This is a genomic window from Halomonas korlensis, from assembly GCF_900116705.1.
GTDB lineage: Bacteria > Pseudomonadota > Gammaproteobacteria > Pseudomonadales > Halomonadaceae > Halomonas > Halomonas korlensis.
On the sequence record NZ_FPBP01000021.1, the window covers coordinates 16,799 to 36,458 of the forward strand.

General features: G+C 61.6%; 22 protein-coding genes. 8 read left to right on the forward strand and 14 right to left on the reverse strand.

Annotation, left to right across the window (positions count from 1 at the left end; translation table 11 throughout):
• Positions 1–2: 2 nt before the first annotated feature.
• Positions 3–773 (forward strand): ABC transporter permease, encoded by a 771-nt coding sequence (locus BM341_RS18115; RefSeq protein ID WP_089797595.1) that lies wholly within the window; start codon positions 3–5, stop codon positions 771–773.
• 8 nt (positions 774–781) lie between these two features.
• Here BM341_RS18115 and BM341_RS18120 read toward each other — a convergent pair whose 3' ends face one another.
• The 6 genes from BM341_RS18120 to BM341_RS18145 all read right to left on the reverse strand — a co-directional run bounded on the left by BM341_RS18120 (position 782) and on the right by BM341_RS18145 (position 10,307).
• Positions 782–2,557, reverse strand: coding sequence for a putative bifunctional diguanylate cyclase/phosphodiesterase (locus BM341_RS18120; RefSeq protein WP_089797597.1), 1,776 nt, complete (start codon positions 2,555–2,557; stop codon positions 782–784).
• 231 nt (positions 2,558–2,788) lie between these two features.
• A complete protein-coding gene (locus BM341_RS18125; protein WP_089797599.1) occupies positions 2,789–3,802 on the reverse strand; it encodes a GSU2403 family nucleotidyltransferase fold protein in 1,014 nt (337 codons plus the stop codon).
• A gap of 258 nt (positions 3,803–4,060) precedes the next feature.
• Positions 4,061–7,531, reverse strand: a complete 3,471-nt coding sequence (locus BM341_RS18130; protein WP_089797601.1) for a DEAD/DEAH box helicase — start codon at positions 7,529–7,531, stop codon at positions 4,061–4,063.
• Between the two features lie 76 nt (positions 7,532–7,607).
• Positions 7,608–8,750, reverse strand: coding sequence for a Fic family protein (locus tag BM341_RS18135; protein WP_089797603.1), 1,143 nt, complete (start codon positions 8,748–8,750; stop codon positions 7,608–7,610).
• Positions 8,751–8,964: 214 nt separating this feature from the next.
• Positions 8,965–9,585, reverse strand: coding sequence for a cell wall hydrolase (locus BM341_RS18140; protein ID WP_089797605.1), 621 nt, complete (start codon positions 9,583–9,585; stop codon positions 8,965–8,967).
• A gap of 44 nt (positions 9,586–9,629) precedes the next feature.
• Positions 9,630–10,307 carry a TetR/AcrR family transcriptional regulator gene (locus BM341_RS18145; RefSeq protein WP_089797607.1) on the reverse strand — a complete coding sequence of 226 codons (678 nt, stop codon included), beginning with the start codon at positions 10,305–10,307 and terminating at the stop codon, positions 9,630–9,632.
• A gap of 464 nt (positions 10,308–10,771) precedes the next feature.
• Between BM341_RS18145 and BM341_RS18150 the strand changes: the two genes are divergently transcribed.
• The 6 genes from BM341_RS18150 (at position 10,772) to BM341_RS18175 (ending at position 14,334) form a co-directional block, all read left to right on the forward strand.
• Entirely contained in the window at positions 10,772–10,993 is a 222-nt protein-coding gene (locus tag BM341_RS18150) for a hypothetical protein (RefSeq protein WP_089797609.1), read from the forward strand.
• 220 nt (positions 10,994–11,213) lie between these two features.
• Positions 11,214–11,552, forward strand: a complete 339-nt coding sequence (locus BM341_RS18155) for a type II toxin-antitoxin system RelE/ParE family toxin (RefSeq protein WP_089797635.1) — start codon at positions 11,214–11,216, stop codon at positions 11,550–11,552.
• Positions 11,549–11,830: a helix-turn-helix domain-containing protein gene (locus tag BM341_RS18160; protein ID WP_089797611.1), complete on the forward strand. Its 282-nt coding sequence runs from the start codon at positions 11,549–11,551 to the stop codon at positions 11,828–11,830. Before BM341_RS18155 ends, BM341_RS18160 begins: the two co-directional genes overlap by 4 nt.
• Positions 11,831–11,981: 151 nt before the next feature.
• A complete protein-coding gene (locus tag BM341_RS18165; RefSeq protein ID WP_089797613.1) occupies positions 11,982–12,320 on the forward strand; it encodes a helix-turn-helix domain-containing protein in 339 nt (112 codons plus the stop codon).
• Positions 12,307–13,137 (forward strand): type II toxin-antitoxin system HipA family toxin, encoded by an 831-nt coding sequence (locus BM341_RS18170; protein WP_245784330.1) that lies wholly within the window; start codon positions 12,307–12,309, stop codon positions 13,135–13,137. Before BM341_RS18165 ends, BM341_RS18170 begins: the two co-directional genes overlap by 14 nt.
• A 36-nt stretch (positions 13,138–13,173) precedes the next feature.
• Positions 13,174–14,334, forward strand: a complete 1,161-nt coding sequence (locus tag BM341_RS18175) for an AAA family ATPase (RefSeq protein ID WP_089797616.1) — start codon at positions 13,174–13,176, stop codon at positions 14,332–14,334.
• 136 nt (positions 14,335–14,470) lie between these two features.
• Here the strand turns inward: BM341_RS18175 and BM341_RS18180 are convergent, their stop codons facing one another.
• The gene (locus BM341_RS18180) at positions 14,471–15,994 is read right to left on the reverse strand and encodes a Fic family protein (protein WP_175507912.1); all 1,524 of its coding nucleotides are present in this window, start codon (positions 15,992–15,994) and stop codon (positions 14,471–14,473) included.
• Between the two features lie 258 nt (positions 15,995–16,252).
• On the opposite strand from BM341_RS18180, the gene relB reads away from it, so the two are divergent.
• Positions 16,253–16,432 (forward strand): type II toxin-antitoxin system RelB family antitoxin, encoded by a 180-nt coding sequence (gene relB / locus BM341_RS18185; protein ID WP_089797620.1) that lies wholly within the window; start codon positions 16,253–16,255, stop codon positions 16,430–16,432.
• Here the strand turns inward: relB and BM341_RS19820 are convergent.
• The 7 genes from BM341_RS19820 to BM341_RS18220 all read right to left on the reverse strand — a co-directional run.
• Complete coding sequence (locus tag BM341_RS19820; protein ID WP_089797622.1) at positions 16,429–16,572, reverse strand: DUF2281 domain-containing protein; 144 nt, start codon at positions 16,570–16,572, stop codon at positions 16,429–16,431. The genes relB and BM341_RS19820 overlap by 4 nt on opposite strands.
• A 52-nt stretch (positions 16,573–16,624) precedes the next feature.
• Positions 16,625–17,122, reverse strand: a complete 498-nt coding sequence (locus BM341_RS18195; RefSeq protein ID WP_089797624.1) for a ribonuclease HepT family protein — start codon at positions 17,120–17,122, stop codon at positions 16,625–16,627.
• The gene (locus tag BM341_RS18200) at positions 17,119–17,418 is read right to left on the reverse strand and encodes a nucleotidyltransferase family protein (protein WP_089797627.1); all 300 of its coding nucleotides are present in this window, start codon (positions 17,416–17,418) and stop codon (positions 17,119–17,121) included. Before BM341_RS18200 ends, BM341_RS18195 begins: the two co-directional genes overlap by 4 nt.
• A 165-nt stretch (positions 17,419–17,583) precedes the next feature.
• Complete coding sequence (locus tag BM341_RS18205) at positions 17,584–18,003, reverse strand: DUF2384 domain-containing protein (RefSeq protein WP_089797629.1); 420 nt, start codon at positions 18,001–18,003, stop codon at positions 17,584–17,586.
• A gap of 340 nt (positions 18,004–18,343) precedes the next feature.
• Entirely contained in the window at positions 18,344–18,679 is a 336-nt protein-coding gene (locus BM341_RS18210; RefSeq protein WP_089797631.1) for a type II toxin-antitoxin system HicB family antitoxin, read from the reverse strand.
• Positions 18,676–19,152, reverse strand: a complete 477-nt coding sequence (locus BM341_RS19115; RefSeq protein WP_139233041.1) for a type II toxin-antitoxin system HicA family toxin — start codon at positions 19,150–19,152, stop codon at positions 18,676–18,678. The genes BM341_RS18210 and BM341_RS19115 overlap by 4 nt, the downstream gene beginning before the upstream one ends.
• Positions 19,153–19,222: 70 nt before the next feature.
• A partial coding sequence (locus tag BM341_RS18220; protein WP_139233042.1) for a DUF4351 domain-containing protein occupies positions 19,223–19,660 on the reverse strand: 438 nt, incomplete at its 5' end.

Consider the following 19,660-nt stretch of genomic DNA (forward strand, 5'->3'; position numbering starts at 1 on the left):
GCATGTCCAGTACTTCGACCTATGGCGTGGCCAGCAAGCGTGCCTATGTGCTGGCCATCGCCTTTATCCTGTTCTTCTGGCAGGTGGCCGCCTGGTTCCTGCCAAGCTTCCTCATGCCCGACGTGCACGTGGCGTTGGTCCGCCTGGGTCAGGAGCTCACCAGCAGCGAGTTCTACGCCGGGCTTCGCAACAGCATGGGCCGACTGGGCGCCGGCTACGGCGCGGCCCTGGTCGCAGGCGTAGTGCTGGGGCTGGTCGGCGGCACGCTGAACTCGGTGCGCAGCACCCTCAAGGCCGCCATCATCATCCTGCAATCGATCCCGTCGATCGCCTGGGTGCCGTTGTTCTTGATCCTGATGGGCTTCGGCAACACGCCGATCATCGTGGTGGTCGCCATCGGCGCCTTCTTCCCCACTGCGCTGAGCGTGATGAACGCCACCGAGAGCGTCGAGCGGGTGCACATCGATGCCGCCCGGGTGATGGGCGCCTCGCGCACGCAGATGCTCAAGCGGGTGTATTTCCCGGCGGTTACCCCGGAGCTGATCACCGGCGCCCAGCTGGCCTTCGGCAATGCCTGGCGCGCGCTGATTTCGGCCGAGATGATCGTCGGCTTCAGCGCCGGGCTCGGCAAGTCGCTTGCCTACTCCGGCGAGATCGCCGACATGACTGGGGTGATGACCAATATCCTGGTAATTGCCGTGCTGGCCGCGGTCATCGACCAGGTGATCCTCGAGCGCATCAAGTATCGGCTGCTGCGTTATCAATATGTGTGAAGCAGAAGCTAACCAGTCCTTGTAATGCGGTAACCATCGACCCGCTCTGCCCAGGCCGCGAAATCCGGCGGCGCCATGGGCAGGGCGATCAGCGAGCCTTGGATCTCATCGCAGGCCAACCGGGTCAGGCAGCGCCGGGCGGCCTCGCTTTCCACGCCCTCGGCGACGACGCGGTAACCCAGCTCGTGGGCCATGCGAATCATCGACGCGACCAGAATCCAGGTACGCGCATCCTCCCCCAGGCGGGTGATGAAACGCCCGTCGATCTTGACGATGTCCGCCGGAAGCTCGTGCAGGTAGGCGAGGCTGCTGTAGCCGGTGCCGAAGTCGTCGATGGCCACCAGGATACCCGCCGCGACCAGCGCTTCGAGCTGGGAAGCCGCGACCCGGCCCTTGCCCATCAGGGCACTCTCGGTTACCTCGAGTTCGATGGTATCGGCGGGCAGGCGCGCCTCGCGAAGTTCCGCCAGCACCCGCTGCGCGAAGTCGGCCTCCTCCAGATTGGTCGCCGACACATTGATCGAGACCCGCAACCACCTCCCCCGCCGATGCCAGAGAGCCGCCTGCCGTATCGCCCGGCGCACCACCCACGCGGTCAGCATCCGCACCATGGGCGTGTTCTCGATCAGCGGAATGAATTCTGACGGCGAAACCTCGCCCAGCACGGGATGGCGCCAACGCAGCAGCGCCTCAGCCCCATGGCAGATGCCGCTCTCCACGGAGACGCGGGGCTGGAAGACCAGGTAAAGCTCGTCGTCGCTCGCGAGTGCCCGGCCGATATCGGAGAGCAGCATGATGCGACGCTGGAAACGCTCGTCCAATGCAGAAGAGAACACCCCGGCGCCCTCGCCCATCTGACGCGCGTCGAGGCTCGCCGCATGGGCGCTGCGCAGAATATCGGACGACGAGGTCTCGCCCAGCCGGAAGGCGGCGATGCCCACGACCGGCTGCACCAGCACCGGCACTTCACGGGCCGACTCGAGCGACAACAGCGCCTCGCGCAGCCGCAGGGCATGGTCGATCATGTCGGCATCGCTTTTCGCCGCCATCAGATGAACGAACTGGCAGCCGCCGAGATGATAAAGCCGCGACTCGCCGCTCATGGCCTGTCGGAGGCACCGGGCGGATACCTGGCTCAGCTCGTCCAGGAAGGCGGGCCCCATGGTGCGGTGCAGGGCGCTCAGCTGGCTCGCCTCGACCACCTCGGTGAACAGCGCCACCCGCCGCTCGCCGGGGGCATCGAGGGCCAGATCCTGCAGGTCCTCGTCGAACTGGCCGCGGTTCGCCAGGCCCGTCAGGGGATCGACCCTGCCAAAGGCGTGCTGCAACTCGATCTGAGCCATCACCATGGCGGCCAGGTCGCGCAGGGCCGTGCTTTCCTGCTCGGTGATCTCCCGTGGCGCCGTGCCCAGCACGCACATCGCCCCCAGGGTGTGGCCTTCGCGAGTAGTCAGCGGTGCGCCGGCATAGAAGCGAATGCCCGAACGGGCCAGGTAACTGTCACGGTAGCGACGCGAAGCCAGCATGTCGGTGACGACGACGACCCCAGCGCTTTCAGACACCTGGGCGCAGGGCGCCTTGTCACGGGGAATCTCGCATTGATCGACCCCGACCCGCGACTTGAACCATTGACGATCGACATCCGTGAGTGACACGGCGGAGATCGGCAGGCCGAACAGCTGGCTGGCCATCCGGGTGATGCGATCGAAGCTTTCGCTGGGCGACGTGTCGAGCAGATCGAGCTGCTGAAGCGCGAACAGACGGGCCTGTTCAGGAGAATTCATCGATGTCGGGAGTCTCGGATGGTAGCAGTGCGCCTAACCTAACAGCGCGACGGAACCACCTCCCAATGAAATAAAGCTATAGTTATTCATAAGAAAAGCCTCAATTTATAACGAAAAGCTCAGCGGCGACGGCAAGCCGCTGCACCTCGTCGGCGTCGTATTCTCCCGCGAGCAGCGCCAGATCGTCGCGTTTGATCGAGGTAGACCTTGATGAAGCGCTGCAAGAGGACGTCAAACGTCGAAGTCGTCCAGCTCGGCGCTGGCGTCTTGACGCAGCAAGTGAGGAAAAGCGTGTGCCACCGCCCGTGTCGTTGGCAGTTCCCTCAGCTCATGATGAAGAAGGGTTGCCACCAGCCTGGCCTGGGCTTCATCACGATAGCGCTTGGCCGGCTCACGGTCAGCGCGTTGGCTGACATACCACTTGTGCAGCACAAACGCCCGGGGGTCAGCCGTCAGCAGCCTCAGCGGCATCCCCCGCTCGTCGAAGACGACCGCCTCAAAGCGCGGCGACGCCACCAGCCATTTCAGCGACTCGATGGTGACCGGCGTTAGATCACCCTCATCAAGCAGACGCTCAAAGTCGTTCATCTGCAGAGGATCACTGCCGCCCTGAGTGATGAAGTCGACGCGATAGCCGGTGTCATTGACCGCGCAGAACATGAACGTCGCGTCTGTGAACCGTTGGAAGGTCTTGTCGGTTTGGCGAAGCAGGGATAGCAAGCCCTCGGGTTGCACCTGGGCCACAATACGGACCCCCTGGCGGGCATCCATCAATATGTCCACATCGGACGTGGCCAGATGCTCGGGCTCGATCAGCACGCCGGCCCGTGCCTCGTAGGCATAAAGCGCACTGGTACCGATGATGCGAAAGGGAACTCCTTGACGCTGCAGCACACGAATGACGCGAGCAGCGGTGAGGGGGAAGCGGTGTAGCCGATTGGCCCGCACGTAGGCCGCGTGCGTTGTCAGCTGCTGTCTCAACGCGTCTTCCCGCGTCTTGTAGGCCGCCTTCCTTTCTTCAAAAGACGCCTTGATGGCCTCCGTCTCGGGTGAACGCGGTCCAAGCGAGTGATTCTTGCCGTGGGAGTACCCACGGTAGAGATACTCACGACCGGCGATCTGCTTCCAGTGCATGGACCCTGCCACCTGGCGCGCTTGGCCACGATGCGCCTCCAACGCCTCGAAGAGCTGAATGGCATTGGTGGAGACCTTGGCTTGCTCCAGTTGAAGCCGAGTGTAGCCCACGTTGTTCCTCTTTCAGATTAGACGACTTTACTCATAACCCTACTCAGCATCTTAACTAAAAACACTGCTCATACGGAGTTGTTTTAGTTAAAGAGCCGGTCGGCACTAGCGGAGGGTTTGCGCGAGGACGGCGCGCTATCCCTCCCCACCCTTCGCCCTCCGCGACTCAGGATGGGGCCTCCTGCGCGCACATCGATGAAAGGCCCTGTGTCACCGGGGCGGATTATACATTTTTATTAACCTGAGCCCTTGAGGTCACTACGCCACCGGCGCAAACAACAGCGCCAAGTCGTCTTCGTCGAACAGCGGACCCTCGCTGCGTCGCTCGCTGCCACCCTCCAGTATCGATGCGGCCAGGTCTGCCTTGCGCGCCTGCAGGTCGAGGATACGCTCCTCCACGGTCCCCGCGCACACCAGCTTGTAGACAAACACCGGGTTCTGCTGCCCCAGCCGGTGGGCACGGCCGGTGGCCTGGGCCTCCACCGCGGGGTTCCACCAGGGGTCGTAGTGGATCACCGTGTCCGCCGCGGTGAGGTTGAGGCCCGTACCGCCGGCCTTGAGGCTGATCAAGAACACGGGTATCTCGCCCTGCTGGAACAACGCGACCCGTTGGGTGCGGGTCTTGCCGGGGGTGTCGCCGGTGAGCGTGGTGTAGGGGATGTTATCGCGCTCTAGGACCTCGCCGATCAGGCTGAGCATCTCGGTGAACTGCGAGAAGACCAGGATGCGCCGCCCCTCCTCGATCAACGGCGGCAGCAGTTCGCGCAGCTGCTCCAGCTTGGCCGAGCGGCGCACCTTGCGGGCACTGGCCAGCTTGACCAGCCGCGGGTCACAACAGACCTGGCGCAGCTTGAGCAGTGCATCGAGCATCACGATGCCGGAGCCAGCCAGGCCGCGTTCGGCCACCGCCTGTTGCACCCGCTGATGCTGGGCCAGGCGCAGGCTCTCGTAGAGCTCGCGCTGGGAGCCGGTCAGGATGATCTCACGCTGACTCTCGGTCTTGTCGGGCAGTTCCCCCAGCACCTGCTGCTTGGTACGCCGCAGCATGAGCGGCGAGATCCGTCGCGAGAGACGTTGGCTCAGCGCCACATCGCCATTTTTCTCGATGGGCGTACGGAAATGCTGGCCGAACCACTGCTGGCTCCCCAACGCTCCCGGCGCCACCGCGTCCAGCTGGGCCCAAAGCTCGCCCAGGTGGTTCTCCAGCGGTGTCCCGGTCATCGCCAAGGCGCGCTTGGCGTTGAGTTCGCGCACCGCGCGAGCGGTCTGGCTGGCGGCGTTCTTGATCGCCTGGGTCTCATCGAGCACCAGCAGGCCGAATTCGCTCTCGCGTAGGCGCTCAAGGTCGCGGATCAGCAGCGCATAGGTGGTCACCACCAGATCAGCCGCGGGCAACGCCTCCTCGAACTGGCGCGCGCGCTGCGCCTTGCCGCCCTGTAGTGCCACCACCTTAAGCTCCGGTGCGAAGCGCGCCGCCTCGGCGCACCAGTTACCCACCAGGCTGGTCGGCGCCACCACCAGTACCGGGCCCTGCAGCGCACCCCGGGCGCGCTCGTCGAGCACATGCGCCAGCACCTGCACGGTCTTGCCCAGCCCCATGTCGTCGGCCAGGATGCCCCCGGTCTCAAGCTCGGAGAGGAAACGCAGCCAGGCCAGGCCGCGGGACTGATAATTGCGCAGCTCCCCCACGAAACCCGGCGGCGCCGGCAGGCTGGTGGGCAGCTCGCGCAGGCGCTGTGCCAGGGCGGCCACATCCTCGCGGCCTGCCCAGCGTTCGTGCTCGGCCAGAGGTGATACTGTCTCGGCGGCACTGATCGGCAGGCGCAGCGCCGCCTCGGGGTCGCTTTCATCGCCCAGCCAATCAAGGATCGGCGCCATCAGCGAACGCAGCCGCGCCAGCGGTAGCACCAGGCGGTGCGCGTCATCTAGCCACATCGTCCAGGTCGCCTCATCAGGCTCGTGGTCGGGCGGTTCAATCGGAAAGGTCGGGTCTCTCAGCAGGCGGCGCAGGATCGGAAGGAGGTTGAGCCGCTCACCGTCCACCTCGATATCCAGTGCCAGGTCGAACCATCCGTTGCCAGCCGGTTCCAGTTCGCCATACCAGTCATCCGGCTCGAGGGTGAGGGGCTCGTCGGGAAACGCATCGTCGAACGCCACCAAGCAGCCCGCCTGGCGCAGCTGGGCGATCATGTCCCACCACCCATCCGGACCGGCCAGGTGCGTCGGCCAATCAGCAGCGCTTGGCGGCGGCGTGCCATCAACGGGCAACAGCAGCGTCCAGGCAGGAAGCGTCAGATGAGCAGGCACCGCGCCGGTCTCCTGCAGCCGTTCCAGCGTCACCATACCGGACGGCAGGGAACGCACCAGCGCCAGCTCCGCCGCCGGGTCACGCACGATGGTCAGGCGCTGGCCATTGCGAAAGACCTGAGCGCTATCGCCGTCTTCCGGCGGCACCTCCACGCCGTCGTAGTCGAAGCTGACCACGGCGGCGCCCACCTCGATCCACCGTGGCACCAGGACACCGTCGCGATGGCCCAGCTGACCTTGTCCCACCTGCATGGTGACCTTGAGGCGCGGCGCCACACCCTCCAGCGTGCGCTCCTGTACCGCCTGCGGTGCCGGCAGGCTGTCGGCCAGCGCCGGGGTCTTCTTCAAGCGCTCACCGAGCCAGCCGCTCATCTCCGGTGGCAGCGGCGGCGAATAGCGCAGGCGCCGCAGCAGCTCGGGGTCGCCCGACAGGCGCCCGAAGCGGCCTTGCTCCAGGTCGAGATAGCAGAGTTCGCGACCGGCACACACCACGATCGCATTTCCCGACACGACGTCCGCCGGCTCGATATCCGCCTGCAGGTGCTGATTACCCTCGGCGTCCGGCACCCAAACCAGGGTCAACCGGCACGCCGGGCCCACGTCAAGCAGGGTGCCGGTCTGCTTCTGGTAAAACAGCAGTGGCGGCGTGTCACTCTCCAGCAGCGACCACAGCGAACGCGCCTGGAAGGCCTGTGAGATCACCCCCCACAGCGGCTCATTACCGACGCTGTATTGACGCCGGGTTCCGGCCTGCAGCAGCAGCTCCAGGGCCTCCTCCTGTTCAGGTGCCCAGCCCGCTGGCGGCATGGGCTGGAGGCCGCCTCTGCCCCGTGCATGAATGGCGCGAGGCTTCACCCAACCGTGGCCGCGGATACGCTGCCTGGAGGGACGCAACAACACCGGCGATACCATGAGCGTCGGTGACAAAGGGTCCCTGTCGACGTCGAGAAACAGCGCCAGGCGGTACGCCTCCTCGACCCGATCCACCGGAATGTCGGTAGCGCCGGGTGCCTCAAACTCCGCCAGCCACGCCTCCCAGCGCTGCTCGAGCCTTGTCGTATCATCGCGCTCCGGGATGCCGGTGGCCTCCACCTCGTCGATAAAGTTGCCGATCACCGCTACTGCATGCTTGCACTGCCGCCCTACCGGACAGCTGCAGTCACTGATTACCCCCATCTCGGGGTTGTCAGGGTCCACGGCCAGGTTTGTCCCGTAGCGACTGCGCCCGCTGCCATCCACCTGCGCCCGCAGCACCAATAGATGCCCTTGGCGCTCAAGGCGGATGCCTTCACGCACCCTGCCCTGTCGGGCATAGCCCATTCCCCGCGCGAGCGAACCCGGATCAAAGCTCTGCTGCCAGCCGACATCTTTCAGGGCGTGGTAAAGCGTCAGGGCGGGATCGGAAATAGGAACGTCCGACACGGAATCTCCTCGGGGCGAGAGTGCAAGGACACTATTGGAGCGAAACCCAGACGCCGCCGCAACCGGCACGCCGCCGTCATGGCCTGGCGACTCGATAACGCGTGCTGCGCCCTCCGCCCGGGAGTTTAACCAGGCAGCCTTTCTCCACAAGCCCGGCAAGGTGGCGAGTGGCAGTGGCCTTACTCACCCTCGCCACCTTCTGATACTGAGCGGCGCTGATCCCTTGCTCGAAGCCCTTCTCCCCACCATCGAGCAGGCGGTTGAGAACCTTGATCTGCTCAGGGAGCAACCCCAGTTGGCTGAATCGTTGCCAGAACCGGGCCTTGGCCAAGGTGCGGTCGATCTGCGCCAGCGCACTCCCGAGCGTCGCGTCCAAGGTGTCCAGAAACCAGGACAGCCAGTGTGTGAGGTCCGGGGTTCCGCGCTGACTCGCTTCCAGGCAACGGTAGTAGGCTTCACGACGCTCCAGGATCGCCGCGGACATGGCATACAGCCGAATCCCCTGGCGGTCTGCCTGAGCAAGGGCTCGATCGGCAATGGCCCGAGCGATGCGCCCATTGCCGTCCTCGAAGGGATGGAGCGTGACAAACCAGAAGTGCGCCAGGCCGGCACGCAGAAGCGGGTCCAGTACCGGGTCAACCCGACTGGCCTCGAACCACGCCAGGAACTCGGCGACCTCAGCCTCGAGTCTTTGGCGAGGCGGGGCCTCGAAGTGCACCGAGGGGCGGTCTAGCCGCCCCGACACGACCTGCATTGGCTCGTCACCCCGCCATTCACCGCGGCGTAGCTCGACCAGCGAACGTTCGGCCTCCGGAAAGAGCCAGCGATGCCACTGGAATAGCCGATCTATGTCCAGGAGTGATTCCGGCCAAACCGTGGCATCCAGCATCAGGTCAGCCAGGCCTTCGGATCGCGGCGACGGAGACCCATCGATCACGTCCACCCCGAGGCGGCGGGCCAGCGACGAACGCACGGAGGCTGCGTTAAGCCGCTCTCCCTCGATAGCCGATGAAGTGATGATGTTCTGCAGCAGGGTGTCCAGCGCTGCTCGGGCTTCATCCTGTGGGTCATTGCCTGTTGGCATTGCGCTGGCGCGCCCCAGCAGCACACCCAGGTTGCGCCAGCAGCGCTGAAGCCTTGGCTGCACCTCGCGCGCTTGCCAAGTGAAAGAGGGCCAGTCGGGATGCTGCCAGATCCAGGTTGACGTGGATTCGGTCATAAAGCGCTCTACGCAAGCGGATGAGCCGAATAGACAACGCTTTTGGCTCACCCAATGAGCCGAATAATGTCATTATTCGGCTCAGGCGGCAATCGGAACACCGCCGTCACCACCCCACGAGGGTCCTTGATGGCCGACCTGGCCGCCAGAGAGCTGATATCGCCGTGCTGTGGCCAAGATGCGCTGGCAAACAGGTACGAAACAACATGATTTTCTATTGCGCGGCGTCGCTATGCGGCTTGTAGAAGAGAAACCCGCCGATCTCGACCGTCTTGATGTATTCCGCGGCCCAGAGGGGGGACACTTCCCGCTGATGGAAATACAGCGCCCCATTGGTGCGGTCCGGTAACTGCTGGTTCAGGGCCTTCCGAGCGACCTCCCTGGCGATCTCATAGCGGTCCTCCTCCACGACATGATCCGGGCGGCCATCGCACCACCACGAGAACTGACAGGCCCCCTGCTCGGAGCCTTGGGTGACAACCTCGCAGATGGTACCGGGAAAGCCCTCGTGGCCCAGCCGATTCATGACGACATGGGCGACAGCTTCCATATCGGCGACCTCCTCCCCCTTCGCCTCCCAGTAGATGGTGCGCGACAGGCAGGTGACCGCCTCATCCAGAGGGGCGTCCCCCGACGGGTCGACCGCCTGCACCTCGGGCCTGGTGATGGTCTCGGTGGGAAAAGTGGACGCCTCGCCACCCTCCGGCGTGGCGGCCTGCTCGAGCTCTTCCGCCTTGTCCTTGGCGGCTTCCGCCTTCTCTTCTCGATCCGCCGCGACCGCCAGGCCCATGAGCAGGATCATGGCAACGCAGATTACTCCCCACCGTCGGCGCATTGGTAGTACCTCTCGGATATACCCGACCTGGCTTAGGGCCCGCTCTAGGTAATGCGATCAAGGGCCTCACGAGTATCTGCCGACCCAGGCGGGGCCTTGCCGTGTCCGCCCCCCGGTAGCCATTTCATCCAGCCATCGCCCCGGCTCAATTGCTTCTCCAGGAAGTGACGTGTGCGCGTCTGGCCCTCGCTGTGATCGCGGGCCCATACCGCCAGGGTGGCCAGGAACAGCGCCGTCAGTGCCACCTCCTCCACCTGGGCACGCCGAGTGCCATAGCGGGCCTCGAGGCCGGCCGCCTCACGCAGCCATTGGATAGTGCGCGAGAGATCGAAGGCCATCGGCACCCAGGTGTGCAGATGCGGCAGGTGAGCCTTGGTGCGCAGCATCTCCACCGTGACGCGACGATGGCCGGCGAAGGCGTCGAACCAGGCCAGCAGGCAGTGCTCGAGGCGCGCCCGCTCCGGCCAGTGGCTGAAGCCATCGGGCTTGTCATCCAGCATCGCCCGCCAGCCGCGCGCGAACCAGGCATTGGCCACTGCGTCGAGATCACGGTATTCCACCAGCACCCGGCTCACCGGCACCTCGAGGCGGGCCGCCACCTCGGTCAGGCGCACCCCCTCCCAGCCGAGCACCTCGGCCTGGCGTACGGCCTCTTCCACGATACGCTCGGCGAGCGGCGTCTCGTCGATCTCCAGCTCGCGATGGACGGCAATCATGCTCATTTGGGTGCTCTCCGCTGTCAGCCTGCTGTCTGTCATCTGAAAGCAGCATAGACTCCCAGCGCAGGCAAGGGGGGAGTAAGGAGGGATGAGAGTGGCTAAGCAGTACTGCAGTGACGTCCTTGCCGCGATCCATGAAACCATGGAGGCGCTGCATGAGGTGTGATCTTGCCCAGCAACGAGAAACATGAAGGTAGGCACCCCTCAGCAACAACGCATCCCATATCGACCCGGGCCCTCCGTATCGAAATATTCGTGCCTCTTTATTCGTTCTTTTCCCATTAACCTTCTTTTTATTTGAAATAAGCCATAATAAATACCTACGCGAATATTGAAAAAACCCCTGTAAACATTGCCTCAGTCAGTCTAGCTTTAATTAATATTTTCATCCGCTTACGACTTGTCTTCTAGGACCGACACAAGCGGTTAAACCCTGTATATCGCGAACGACACAGGGAGGTGTATTCGTGACTAATGAGCTCGACTTACTCGAAGCCCAGCAGGCCATTCATGAGCTGATCGCCCAGCCGGCGTCGCTGGAGAAGATCCTGGAGGCGATTGCCCGCTGGATTGGCCTCCAGCTTCCCGGAGCCGTGGTGGCCTTCATGCGCTTCGACTCGGCGCTTGCCACCTACCGCCGAATCGATGAGGCCGCAAGACGATGCGGGTACAGGACAAACCGGGGGTAAGTATGGCCGTTACCCGATCGGCAAAGGTAACGTCTCGCAGATCGGCAAGCGTGAGGACATCGTCAATCCCGCGGATTACGGGGTAAACCTCATAAAAGGGAAGTTTTTTACAGAATGGCCGATCTTGTAGTCGATGCCAGGGCCGCACCCAGGCATTTCTTCGGAAGGGGAAGGAGCCTCTCAACATTGCGATCCATACAAAATTTTGTATAATCACAGCATGTCAGAACACAAACCCCTAAATTTCCGAGGTAGTGCCCTCGCCGACCTTCGAGCTTTCCCAGCGACAGCCCGACAGGAAGTGGGATACCAGCTCGACAAGGTGCAACGGGGGCTTGAGCCGAAAGACTGGAAGCCAATGGCTACCGTTGGTCAAGGCGTGCGGGAAATTCGCATCAGAGACGCTAACGGGGCGTTTCGGGTGATCTACGTCGCCAAGCTCGCCGAGGCTGTCTATGTCCTGCACTGCTTCCAGAAGAAAACCCAGAAGACGAGTAAGGCGGATCTCGACCTGGCCGAAGCCAGATACCGCGCCTTACTAAGCGAGGTGAAACAATGAGTAATGAGACATTCGACAGCGTGTGGGATGCCATTGAGGACACTGCCGCCGAAGCGGAAAACATGAAGCTTCGCTCCGGTCTGATGATAGCCCTTGAGCAGCACATTACCCGGCAGGGTTGGACCCAGGGCGAAGCCGCTAAGCGGCTGGGCGTCACTCAACCCAGGGCGTCCGATCTGATGCGTGGCAAAATCCACCTGTTTAGTCTCGATACGCTGGTGAACATGGTGGTAGCAGCGGGGCTGCATGTCGAAATGCGCGTACTAGATGCCGCGTAAGAAAACCCAACTTTCCTTTACGTAAACAGGCTTACGCAATTTCTTTACACAAAACCGCCCCTCCAGGGCCTCCTGGAGGGGCGGTCAGTGAACGTAAAGAAAACGACATTATAGTATCGATGAAGCCCCATATCGATGACATACTGTCGACATGAAAACCAGACACGTCACCCTCAGCCCTAAAGCCGCCCTCTCCTTGCGCCTGTTCGCCGGACTGATCGAAGAGGGGAGGCTACGCAAGGGATGGACCCGCGACGAGCTCGCCGAGCGAGTGGGCGTCGGCGTGGTCACGATCCGTCAGGTCGCCAAGGGCTCTCCCCGAGTGGCCATCGGGACGTACTTTGAAGCCGCGGCGCTGGTTGGCGTGTCGCTGTTCACCGATGACCCGGACACACTGAAACGCGAACAGGCGACCCAGCGGGAGCGGCTGACGTTGCTCCCCAAGCGCGCTCGCCGTCAGCCCCAAGCGCCCATCGATGATGACTTCTAGTCGACGCGCCTACGTCTGGATCTGGCTTCCCGGACAGACATCCCCCCTGGTCGCCGGTCTCGTCGAGCGCGATGACCAGGACCGCTATCGCTTTACCTATGGTCGTCGCTATCTCGCGCGCCCTGATGCGATCAGCCTCTTTCCGGACGAGCTTCCCCTTCGGCCCGGAAGCCAGGCGCAGGCCGACGGTGCACTGCCCTCCTGCCTGCGTGACGCCTCCCCGGATGCCTGGGGACGTCGCGTCATCATCAACCGTCTGACTGGGCAGAACGGCGATGCGGCTGATGGTGTCGACTTCAACGAGCTGGTCTACCTGCTCGAATCCGGCTCGGACAGGATCGGTGCGCTGGATTTCCAAGAGTCTGCCACCGATTACCGGCCGCGTGAGAGCCAGACTGCCACCCTGGATGAATTGCAGGAAGCCTCAGCGTATGTGGAGGCAGGAGAGCCGCTGCCCCCGGCCCTGGACCAGGCCATTCAGCACGGCAGCAGTATCGGTGGCGCCCGCCCCAAGGCCCTGCTGGACGATCGGGATCGCAAGCGGGTGGCAAAGTTTTCTTCCAGCACCGACCTCTACAGCGTGGTGAAGGCAGAGTTCGTCGCCATGCGGCTCGCCAGGCATACAGGGCTCGATGTCGCTCCCGTCGAGATGGCCCGCTCACTGGGCAAGGATGTCCTGCTGGTGGAACGCTTCGACAGAGTGAAGACCACTGACGGCTGGAGTAGGCGCATTGTGCTCTCGGCCCTCACGCTGCTCGGTCTGGGCTTGCGCCCCGGCCAGGCAGCATTGCTTTACGGCTTTTTACGCCTAGAATAATAAATTATCAGAAGCCCGATAAAAGACGATAAAGCCGTGATCTACTTCCCCAGACATCAACTGGCCGCCGACATGGCGGACGCTCTGAGAGGCCGGATCCTCTTCAGCGACGCGCCCAACGGGCTATTCCTCGCCGCCCCTCGAAGAACCGGCAAGACCACCTTCCTGCGCAACGACCTGCTCCCCACGTTGGAGGCTCAAGGCGTTGAAGTGGTCTATGTCGACCTTTGGACGGATCAGAAGCGCGACCCTGCCGAGCTGATTCAGGCCACGATCCAGGAAGCCATGGCCCCGCACCGCTCGGCGATCGAGAAGCTTGCGACCCAGCTAGGCATCAGCAAGGTGGGCCTCGGGCAATGGCTTCAGATTGACGCAAGCCCCGCAGAGGAGGATGCCATCTCTCTTCCCGCAGCGCTGCGTCTGCTCATTGAGGCCGGCGGCAAGCCGGTCGCCCTGGTGATTGATGAGGCCCAGCAGGCGGTGACAACCGAAGCCGGAAACACCCTGATGGCCGCCCTGAAGTCGGCGCGGGACCAACTCAATACGCCCGACCACATCCAGCTGATGCTGGTCATGTCGGGGTCCGATCGCGACAAGCTCCTCCGGCTGGTCAACAGCCATGCCGCCCCCTTCTACGGGTCGCAGATCCAGCAGATGCCGCTACTCGGCAAGGCCTTCATCGAGCATATCGCCGACCTGGTCGTACGCCAGCAACCGACGCAGGCGCCCGTGGACACGGACATGCTGCTGCAAGCCTTCACCACCTACGGGTATCGCCCCCAGTTGTTCATGGAGGCGCTCGGACAAGCCATGAGCCCCCTGGCCGCGAATGGTGATCGATTCGAGCGGCGGCTCTTGTCACTTGCAAGCGAGCGACAGCGGGATGTCGAACAGGACATGGAAAGTGACTATCTCGGCCTGGCCCCTCTCCAACGGGCAGTGCTATGGCGGATGCTCGAGATGGGAGAGCGATACCGGCCGTACAACGCCGAGTCCCTGGACTTCTATCAGCGCATCACCGGCAAGCCTGTTTCTGCTCAGCAAGCGCAACGCGCCCTGGAGAGCCTGCGAGAACGAAAACCGCCCCTGGCTTGGAAATCGAGCCGGGGCGAGTACGCCGTGGACGATGCGGCGATGAGCCAGTGGTTCCGGGGGCTGGTTGACGCAGGCCGCTGGCCGCCCGAAGCCGATTCGTGATCAGTGCGCGCGACAGACCATTGGCGGTCATGATCCGCGAATGGCTGGTAGCTTCCACGCGCTCGCTTCAAATCAGAAAATGGAAAAGGAATTAGAACAACATCACCGGACTGGTACATCATTCCAAACCTCATCTTTATGACTGAGTCCTTTGATCGACAAGAGCCTCAGCCTCCTCAAGAGCCATGCTGGCCTCGGCCTCAATGGCATCCAGTACCTCTTCGGGTACCTGGTAGCGAAACTGCTTGCGGCGGTTCTTCGACAAACGCCCGTTCTGATTAAGGCTCATCATCACTAGGCGAGCCAGATCACTGCCGCGCACATCGAAGCGAGCATCGATGGCTCGATAGACGCGATCGTAGCAGGCCAGGTAGCGCGTTTCGGCCTTGAGATCCTCCTTCAGCGCCTCTCGAGCCATCCTGAGCGTGAAGGCAACCGCCGGTGTCGCATCCCAGTAACGATAAAGGGCATCGCTACCCACGAAGCGAAAGTCGTAGTGGTCAGCGTCGATCCAGTTGACCCGCCAGTGCTCACGAGCTGGTTTCGAGAAGGCCTCAAGCGCCGCAAGATAGTCGGCCTCATGCCGCTTCATCGCCACAGAGATAGGCAAGAGGTTGTCACGCGGCAGCTCCCCCATCCGGCACAGCGCATGATGCAGCAGGAAGCGCGAGATACGCCCGTTGCCATCCATAAAGGGGTGCAGGAACACGAAGCCAAATGAGATCACCGCGCCCGCCACTAGCGCTGGCACACTTTTCTCGCCATCTTCCGCCCCGGCTTCAGACAGCCCATTGGCCCAAGCCATCAATGCTTTCATTAGCGCTTCACAAAGCTCAGGAGGCGGCGGCAGGTAACTGACGCCGATGGCCCCCGGCAGGCCGTTATGCAGATAGTTCTGCTCATGGCGAAACACCGCCGCCTTGTCGTAGGGGTTGCTGACCGTGCTGTTCTGAAGCTCGATCAGGTAACCTTCGCCCAGGGGTTGGCCCTCATGAGCCTTGCGTAGAAGCTGCATGAAACGCTGCTGCTTATCGGGGGAAGGTGGCTCGCGCTCGATAGCAAACGAGGATTGTGTCTCGCTGAGGTAGGCCCACTGGATGGCGCGATCCAGCATCCGGGGCGGTAAGGAAGCCATAAAGGCTCGCGCCTCGGCCAGCACATCCTCCTCCAGCAATACCTCGATCTCGGGTGTGCGTCGTACCACGGCACAGTAATGCAGAGTGCCCAGCCCATTGAAATCCACACGCCAGCGGCTGTTTCGCCTAGCGGGGCCGGTCACATAGTACTTGGAATCAAACAGCGGCACGGCGCGGCCGCGAATCTTTGGCTCCACCGGCAGCCGATCCACGAAGGCCTCATACAGATAAGCCAGGCGGCGCAGGTAGATGCCATTGGGCGCATCGTCCAGCGCCTTGGTTAGTGCTTGTGGTGGCAAATGGTGCAATGTCTCGGAAAGAATCGCCAGATCTATCCCTTCATGCTTCAGTGCAAACAGAAGATGCGAGAGCAGGTCATCCTCGGGGGCCCGCTCGGCAGGTACTGCTAACTCGTCCTCCAGTGTCACAATCCGCGTTACCGGCCGGACCCGCGCAGGGCATACGGGTGGGAAGACGCCCAGCTCCAGCCGCTCATGGAGGTACGCATAGCCCACAATTTTCATCGTAATGAACCTAGTGACGGAATATTTTGTTCACTACACCAAGAAAAACTTCAGATAACAACGAAAGCCAGATTTTTTCTTAACCTGCAGCTCAGGGTAACGCGTTGGCTTATCGTCGCAGTATTGACGTCCTCATCAGGGCGGGGAGTGTCAGCGCACTGACCTGACGCCCTTGCTCGCAACAGGGGCTGTTCAAGCACTCAGGAGCGACAAACCGGACGACTCCCATTAGACTGGTAGCACCGAGGAGGTAGCCCTATGAGCACCCAGCTAGACCCCATCGTCTCGGAGTTCGAGACGCAGGAGCAGGCCGACAGCTACGACCGCTGGTTCCGTACCAAGATACAGCACAGCATCGACAACCCTGGCCGAGGAATGCCCCATGATCAGGTCATAGCCCAGGTAGACGCGGTCATTGGTGACTGCTCCCCGCCCTAAGCGCTGACGCGCCACGGGCGAGGCTTCCCGCCAGGGAGGTGGTGCTTGGTTTGTAGAAATTCCACGAAATCCAGCACTTCTCTTTGCAGTGGCTCAGGAAGGCTACCAACCTGTTGGGCGATTTGCTCTATGGTAGGCATCGTCTACCTCTCTTGCTGCGCTTTAAGTTTTGCCGATGCAGTCATATCAGAACTAAGCTTTGTCACTGGAGCTTCGCGCCAAAAAGTCTGCAACCTGCTTAAGCAGTACGTCCGCAAATCTTTTCAGGACATCCAAATTGGCATTGGCCGTGGTTAATGCATCAAACAACGTTTGTGAATCTTCAATGTATTCATGGATCATCTGATTGCGTAACTGTCTTAACGCAACCCATTGCTCTGCAGATTCAAGCCAACCGTACTTCTCTGCCTTATCAAGGTTAATTATAAAAGCACTATACGGCTCCCCCAAGGCCTTTAACAATTCAGGTAACAGCTTGTCCCCAAGTGTGTCTTGCAGGCGGCAAAAGCGGCTAACAAACGCCTCTATTCGCATCGCCAATTCGGGCGCTGCGTCCAATTTCTCAACGTCTTCATAGGATAGCGGGCCACCAAAAACCCGACGGGAAGCGTAGTCCAGGTGCTTGACTTCCTTGTCTACCACACGGCACAAGAACTTGAGTCTTTCGCGTGTTTCCTGCGGTGCCTTCATAGGTTAATTCCTTGCGATTTAGCAACTTGATGTATTACGGTTTTGGGCATATTGGGAGCATCCAGCAGAACGTCAACTTTCCGCTCACCCAGTTGCCTGATGATTTTGGCCTGAAGCCTTGCGATATCCCAAGCAGGATGCTCAATGAACCTGTCGACGGTTACAAGCAAGTCAATGTCGCCCCCTCTAGCTGTGTCGTCGGCTCGTGAACCAAACAATGAGACCTGGGCCTCAGCGCCGAAGATCGCCTCCACAGATGCTTTGATGACTTGAATCTCCTTGTCATTCAACCTCATGGCACTTTCTCGCTAACTGGGCTGGGACATTCTGGCGAAGTCGTTCCAACACTTGCTTGACGGCTTCGATCTTGAATTCTTCAGTGTATCGTAGACGGCTCTGGGACCTCCCGAGTGTCTCCAGTATAAGGCCTGAAGGTGACGATGAAACCCGGGGCGATTCATTCATCCCACCGCTCCCGCCCTCAATGCCTGTAGGTAGCGCACGACATCCTTGCTACGCCCCTCGCTGACCAATTGTTCGGGGGTACGGTAATCGAAAGTGCTGATAGGCTCATTGCGAAACCAGAACAAGGCATGTCGAAAATTGCCGTTGATGTCGGTTGCTGCACGCAGCACTTGCAAGGATTCTCGCAGAAAGCCTTGTAGTTTCTCAGTACCTTGAGCTCGCGAAAGTGTGACCCGGTGGACATGGGCATCGGTGGCCAAGGTCTGTAGATCCATGCTCAATGCTCGCGCGAAGAGCCTGGGATCGATGATCGGCTTACCCGTCACCGTAGCGGATCGCTTGAGATCCTCCACGAATCGCTCAAAAGTCTCGGGCGCCTGGTAGTCCTCCAGGTCGATGATAGCGTCACCACTCATAGGCACATGCTCCTGGGCAGCAGTTCGCATTTCGTATGCAACCTTATTGCTACATATCTGCATCATAGCCGCCCCAGGTAACGACGTCCATCTCGCCCCTTGTGCCTACCCTGAAACCCAAAAGCCGCCGCTTCGGTGCCTCGAAGCGGCGGCTTTTCGTCGGGTGCCCTTCTTATGTAAAAGCGGTGCAGGCCTGGTGCAAGAGTTGTGCGAATCGGGGGGTAGCTCGGCTCAAGCCCGGAGAGCCGGATCGGGTGGCCGGCCATATCATGAGGGGGCAAAATGGCTGCATCGGGTATTCCGCATGCGGAACACCCTGAGTTCGGTAGCCCAAACGGCTCTACGCTGACAATTCATGCTGGATGGCGTGGGCGACAAACTGATTCAGGCTTTCACCGCGCGCCCTCGCTGCGTCCACCGCATCCCGATGCAGTCCCTCCGGCAGTCGCACCTGGAATTTCCCCGAATACACCTTGGTAGGCTCGATCCCCTTCTCCCGGCACACCTCCAGAAAGATGCGCAGCGACGTCTTACCCTCCTCCCGTAGCGCCTCCACACTGTCTGCGTAGAAGTCCGCGCTACCATTCAGGCCGGTAAATTCTCCCCGGAACATCTCGATCTCGGGGTCGTACTGGATGATGGCCCGATAACCATCAATGACCATGAGATTGTTCATGGCGTTACTCCGTTTTCATCCAACCCTTTGCGAATACTCGCCACAGCTCCCTTGTCGGTATCAGGCGATGGGTGAGGACGATGGAAGACTCGTGCCTCACCAAACAGCACCGCAACTCGAGAGCCTTCGCGTTCTTCAACCTCGGCGCCAAGCGCCTTGAAAAGCGACTCGATATCTCCCCAGCGCCTAAAGGCGATGCTGGGCGCTTCGGCGGCGGCGTACGTATGGACGCTACCGATCAGCAGCGATGACGTACCGGTGAAGTCGCCGGGCGGTGCAAGGCGGAAGAATGGGTATTCGCCAATCCGCAGACCGGCCTGCCCTTTACCAACGTGACCTACAGCTGGAACAGCGCGCGGCAGAAGCCCGGCCTGCCGAGCTTTCTTCCGCCAGTTATATAGGGTTGCTGCGGAGATGCCTTCTTCCTGAGCTACCTCCGCCGAGGCTCCATCTAGCTTGATAGTGGGGGCCACGGAGCGCCTGCTGGACGGCGAATTGATCGCCAAGGGGGCGGGGCGGATCGAGTCGTGATCCGACCGGGAATCAATGCTTGAACAGCTCGTCGAGGGAGTTGACGGTCAGGATAGCCGCTGACCAATCCTCCAACTGATCTGGCGTCGCCTGGTCTATACGCTTCTGCGCCCATTCCGGCATGTCGCCGAACTTGAGGCTGATCTGTTTGCGCAGAATCCGTTGCGCCTCTTCCTGACGGCCTTCCTGACGGCCTTCCTGACGACCTTCCTGACGGCCTTCCAGCCGCTCTTTCTTCACCAAGTTCTGTAAATTCTCTGCCAACATATCTTTGTCCTCCACCAGGCTTTCGAGCTGATCCAGATTGACCCCGGCCCCAAGCCGATGCAAATGGCGCTTGAGCCAGCGGGTGATGATCCGGTCGATGCGCTCCTTGTGGGGGTCGGTCTGGATGATCGCCACGACCCGATCCACGGCCTTCTGCAGGGCTTCCCAGCTCTCACCGGCGTT

Coding starts and splice junctions, on each gene's coding strand:
- BM341_RS18145 (WP_089797607.1), bottom strand. CDS start 10,307: ATGAGCATGATTGCCGTCCATCGCGAGCTGGAGATCGACGAGACGCCG.
- BM341_RS18200 (WP_089797627.1), bottom strand. CDS start 17,418: ATGAGGTTGAATGACAAGGAGATTCAAGTCATCAAAGCATCTGTGGAG.
- BM341_RS18115 (WP_089797595.1), top strand. CDS start 3: ATGTCCAGTACTTCGACCTATGGCGTGGCCAGCAAGCGTGCCTATGTG.
- BM341_RS18210 (WP_089797631.1), bottom strand. CDS start 18,679: ATGAACAATCTCATGGTCATTGATGGTTATCGGGCCATCATCCAGTAC.
- BM341_RS18155 (WP_089797635.1), top strand. CDS start 11,214: ATGTCAGAACACAAACCCCTAAATTTCCGAGGTAGTGCCCTCGCCGAC.
- BM341_RS18140 (WP_089797605.1), bottom strand. CDS start 9,585: ATGCGCCGACGGTGGGGAGTAATCTGCGTTGCCATGATCCTGCTCATG.
- relB (WP_089797620.1), top strand. CDS start 16,253: ATGAGCACCCAGCTAGACCCCATCGTCTCGGAGTTCGAGACGCAGGAG.
- BM341_RS18165 (WP_089797613.1), top strand. CDS start 11,982: ATGAAAACCAGACACGTCACCCTCAGCCCTAAAGCCGCCCTCTCCTTG.
- BM341_RS18180 (WP_175507912.1), bottom strand. CDS start 15,994: ATGAAAATTGTGGGCTATGCGTACCTCCATGAGCGGCTGGAGCTGGGC.
- BM341_RS18120 (WP_089797597.1), bottom strand. CDS start 2,557: ATGAATTCTCCTGAACAGGCCCGTCTGTTCGCGCTTCAGCAGCTCGAT.
- BM341_RS18205 (WP_089797629.1), bottom strand. CDS start 18,003: ATGAGTGGTGACGCTATCATCGACCTGGAGGACTACCAGGCGCCCGAG.
- BM341_RS18195 (WP_089797624.1), bottom strand. CDS start 17,122: ATGAAGGCACCGCAGGAAACACGCGAAAGACTCAAGTTCTTGTGCCGT.
- BM341_RS18170 (WP_245784330.1), top strand. CDS start 12,307: ATGATGACTTCTAGTCGACGCGCCTACGTCTGGATCTGGCTTCCCGGA.
- BM341_RS19820 (WP_089797622.1), bottom strand. CDS start 16,572: ATGCCTACCATAGAGCAAATCGCCCAACAGGTTGGTAGCCTTCCTGAG.
- BM341_RS18160 (WP_089797611.1), top strand. CDS start 11,549: ATGAGTAATGAGACATTCGACAGCGTGTGGGATGCCATTGAGGACACT.
- BM341_RS18135 (WP_089797603.1), bottom strand. CDS start 8,750: ATGACCGAATCCACGTCAACCTGGATCTGGCAGCATCCCGACTGGCCC.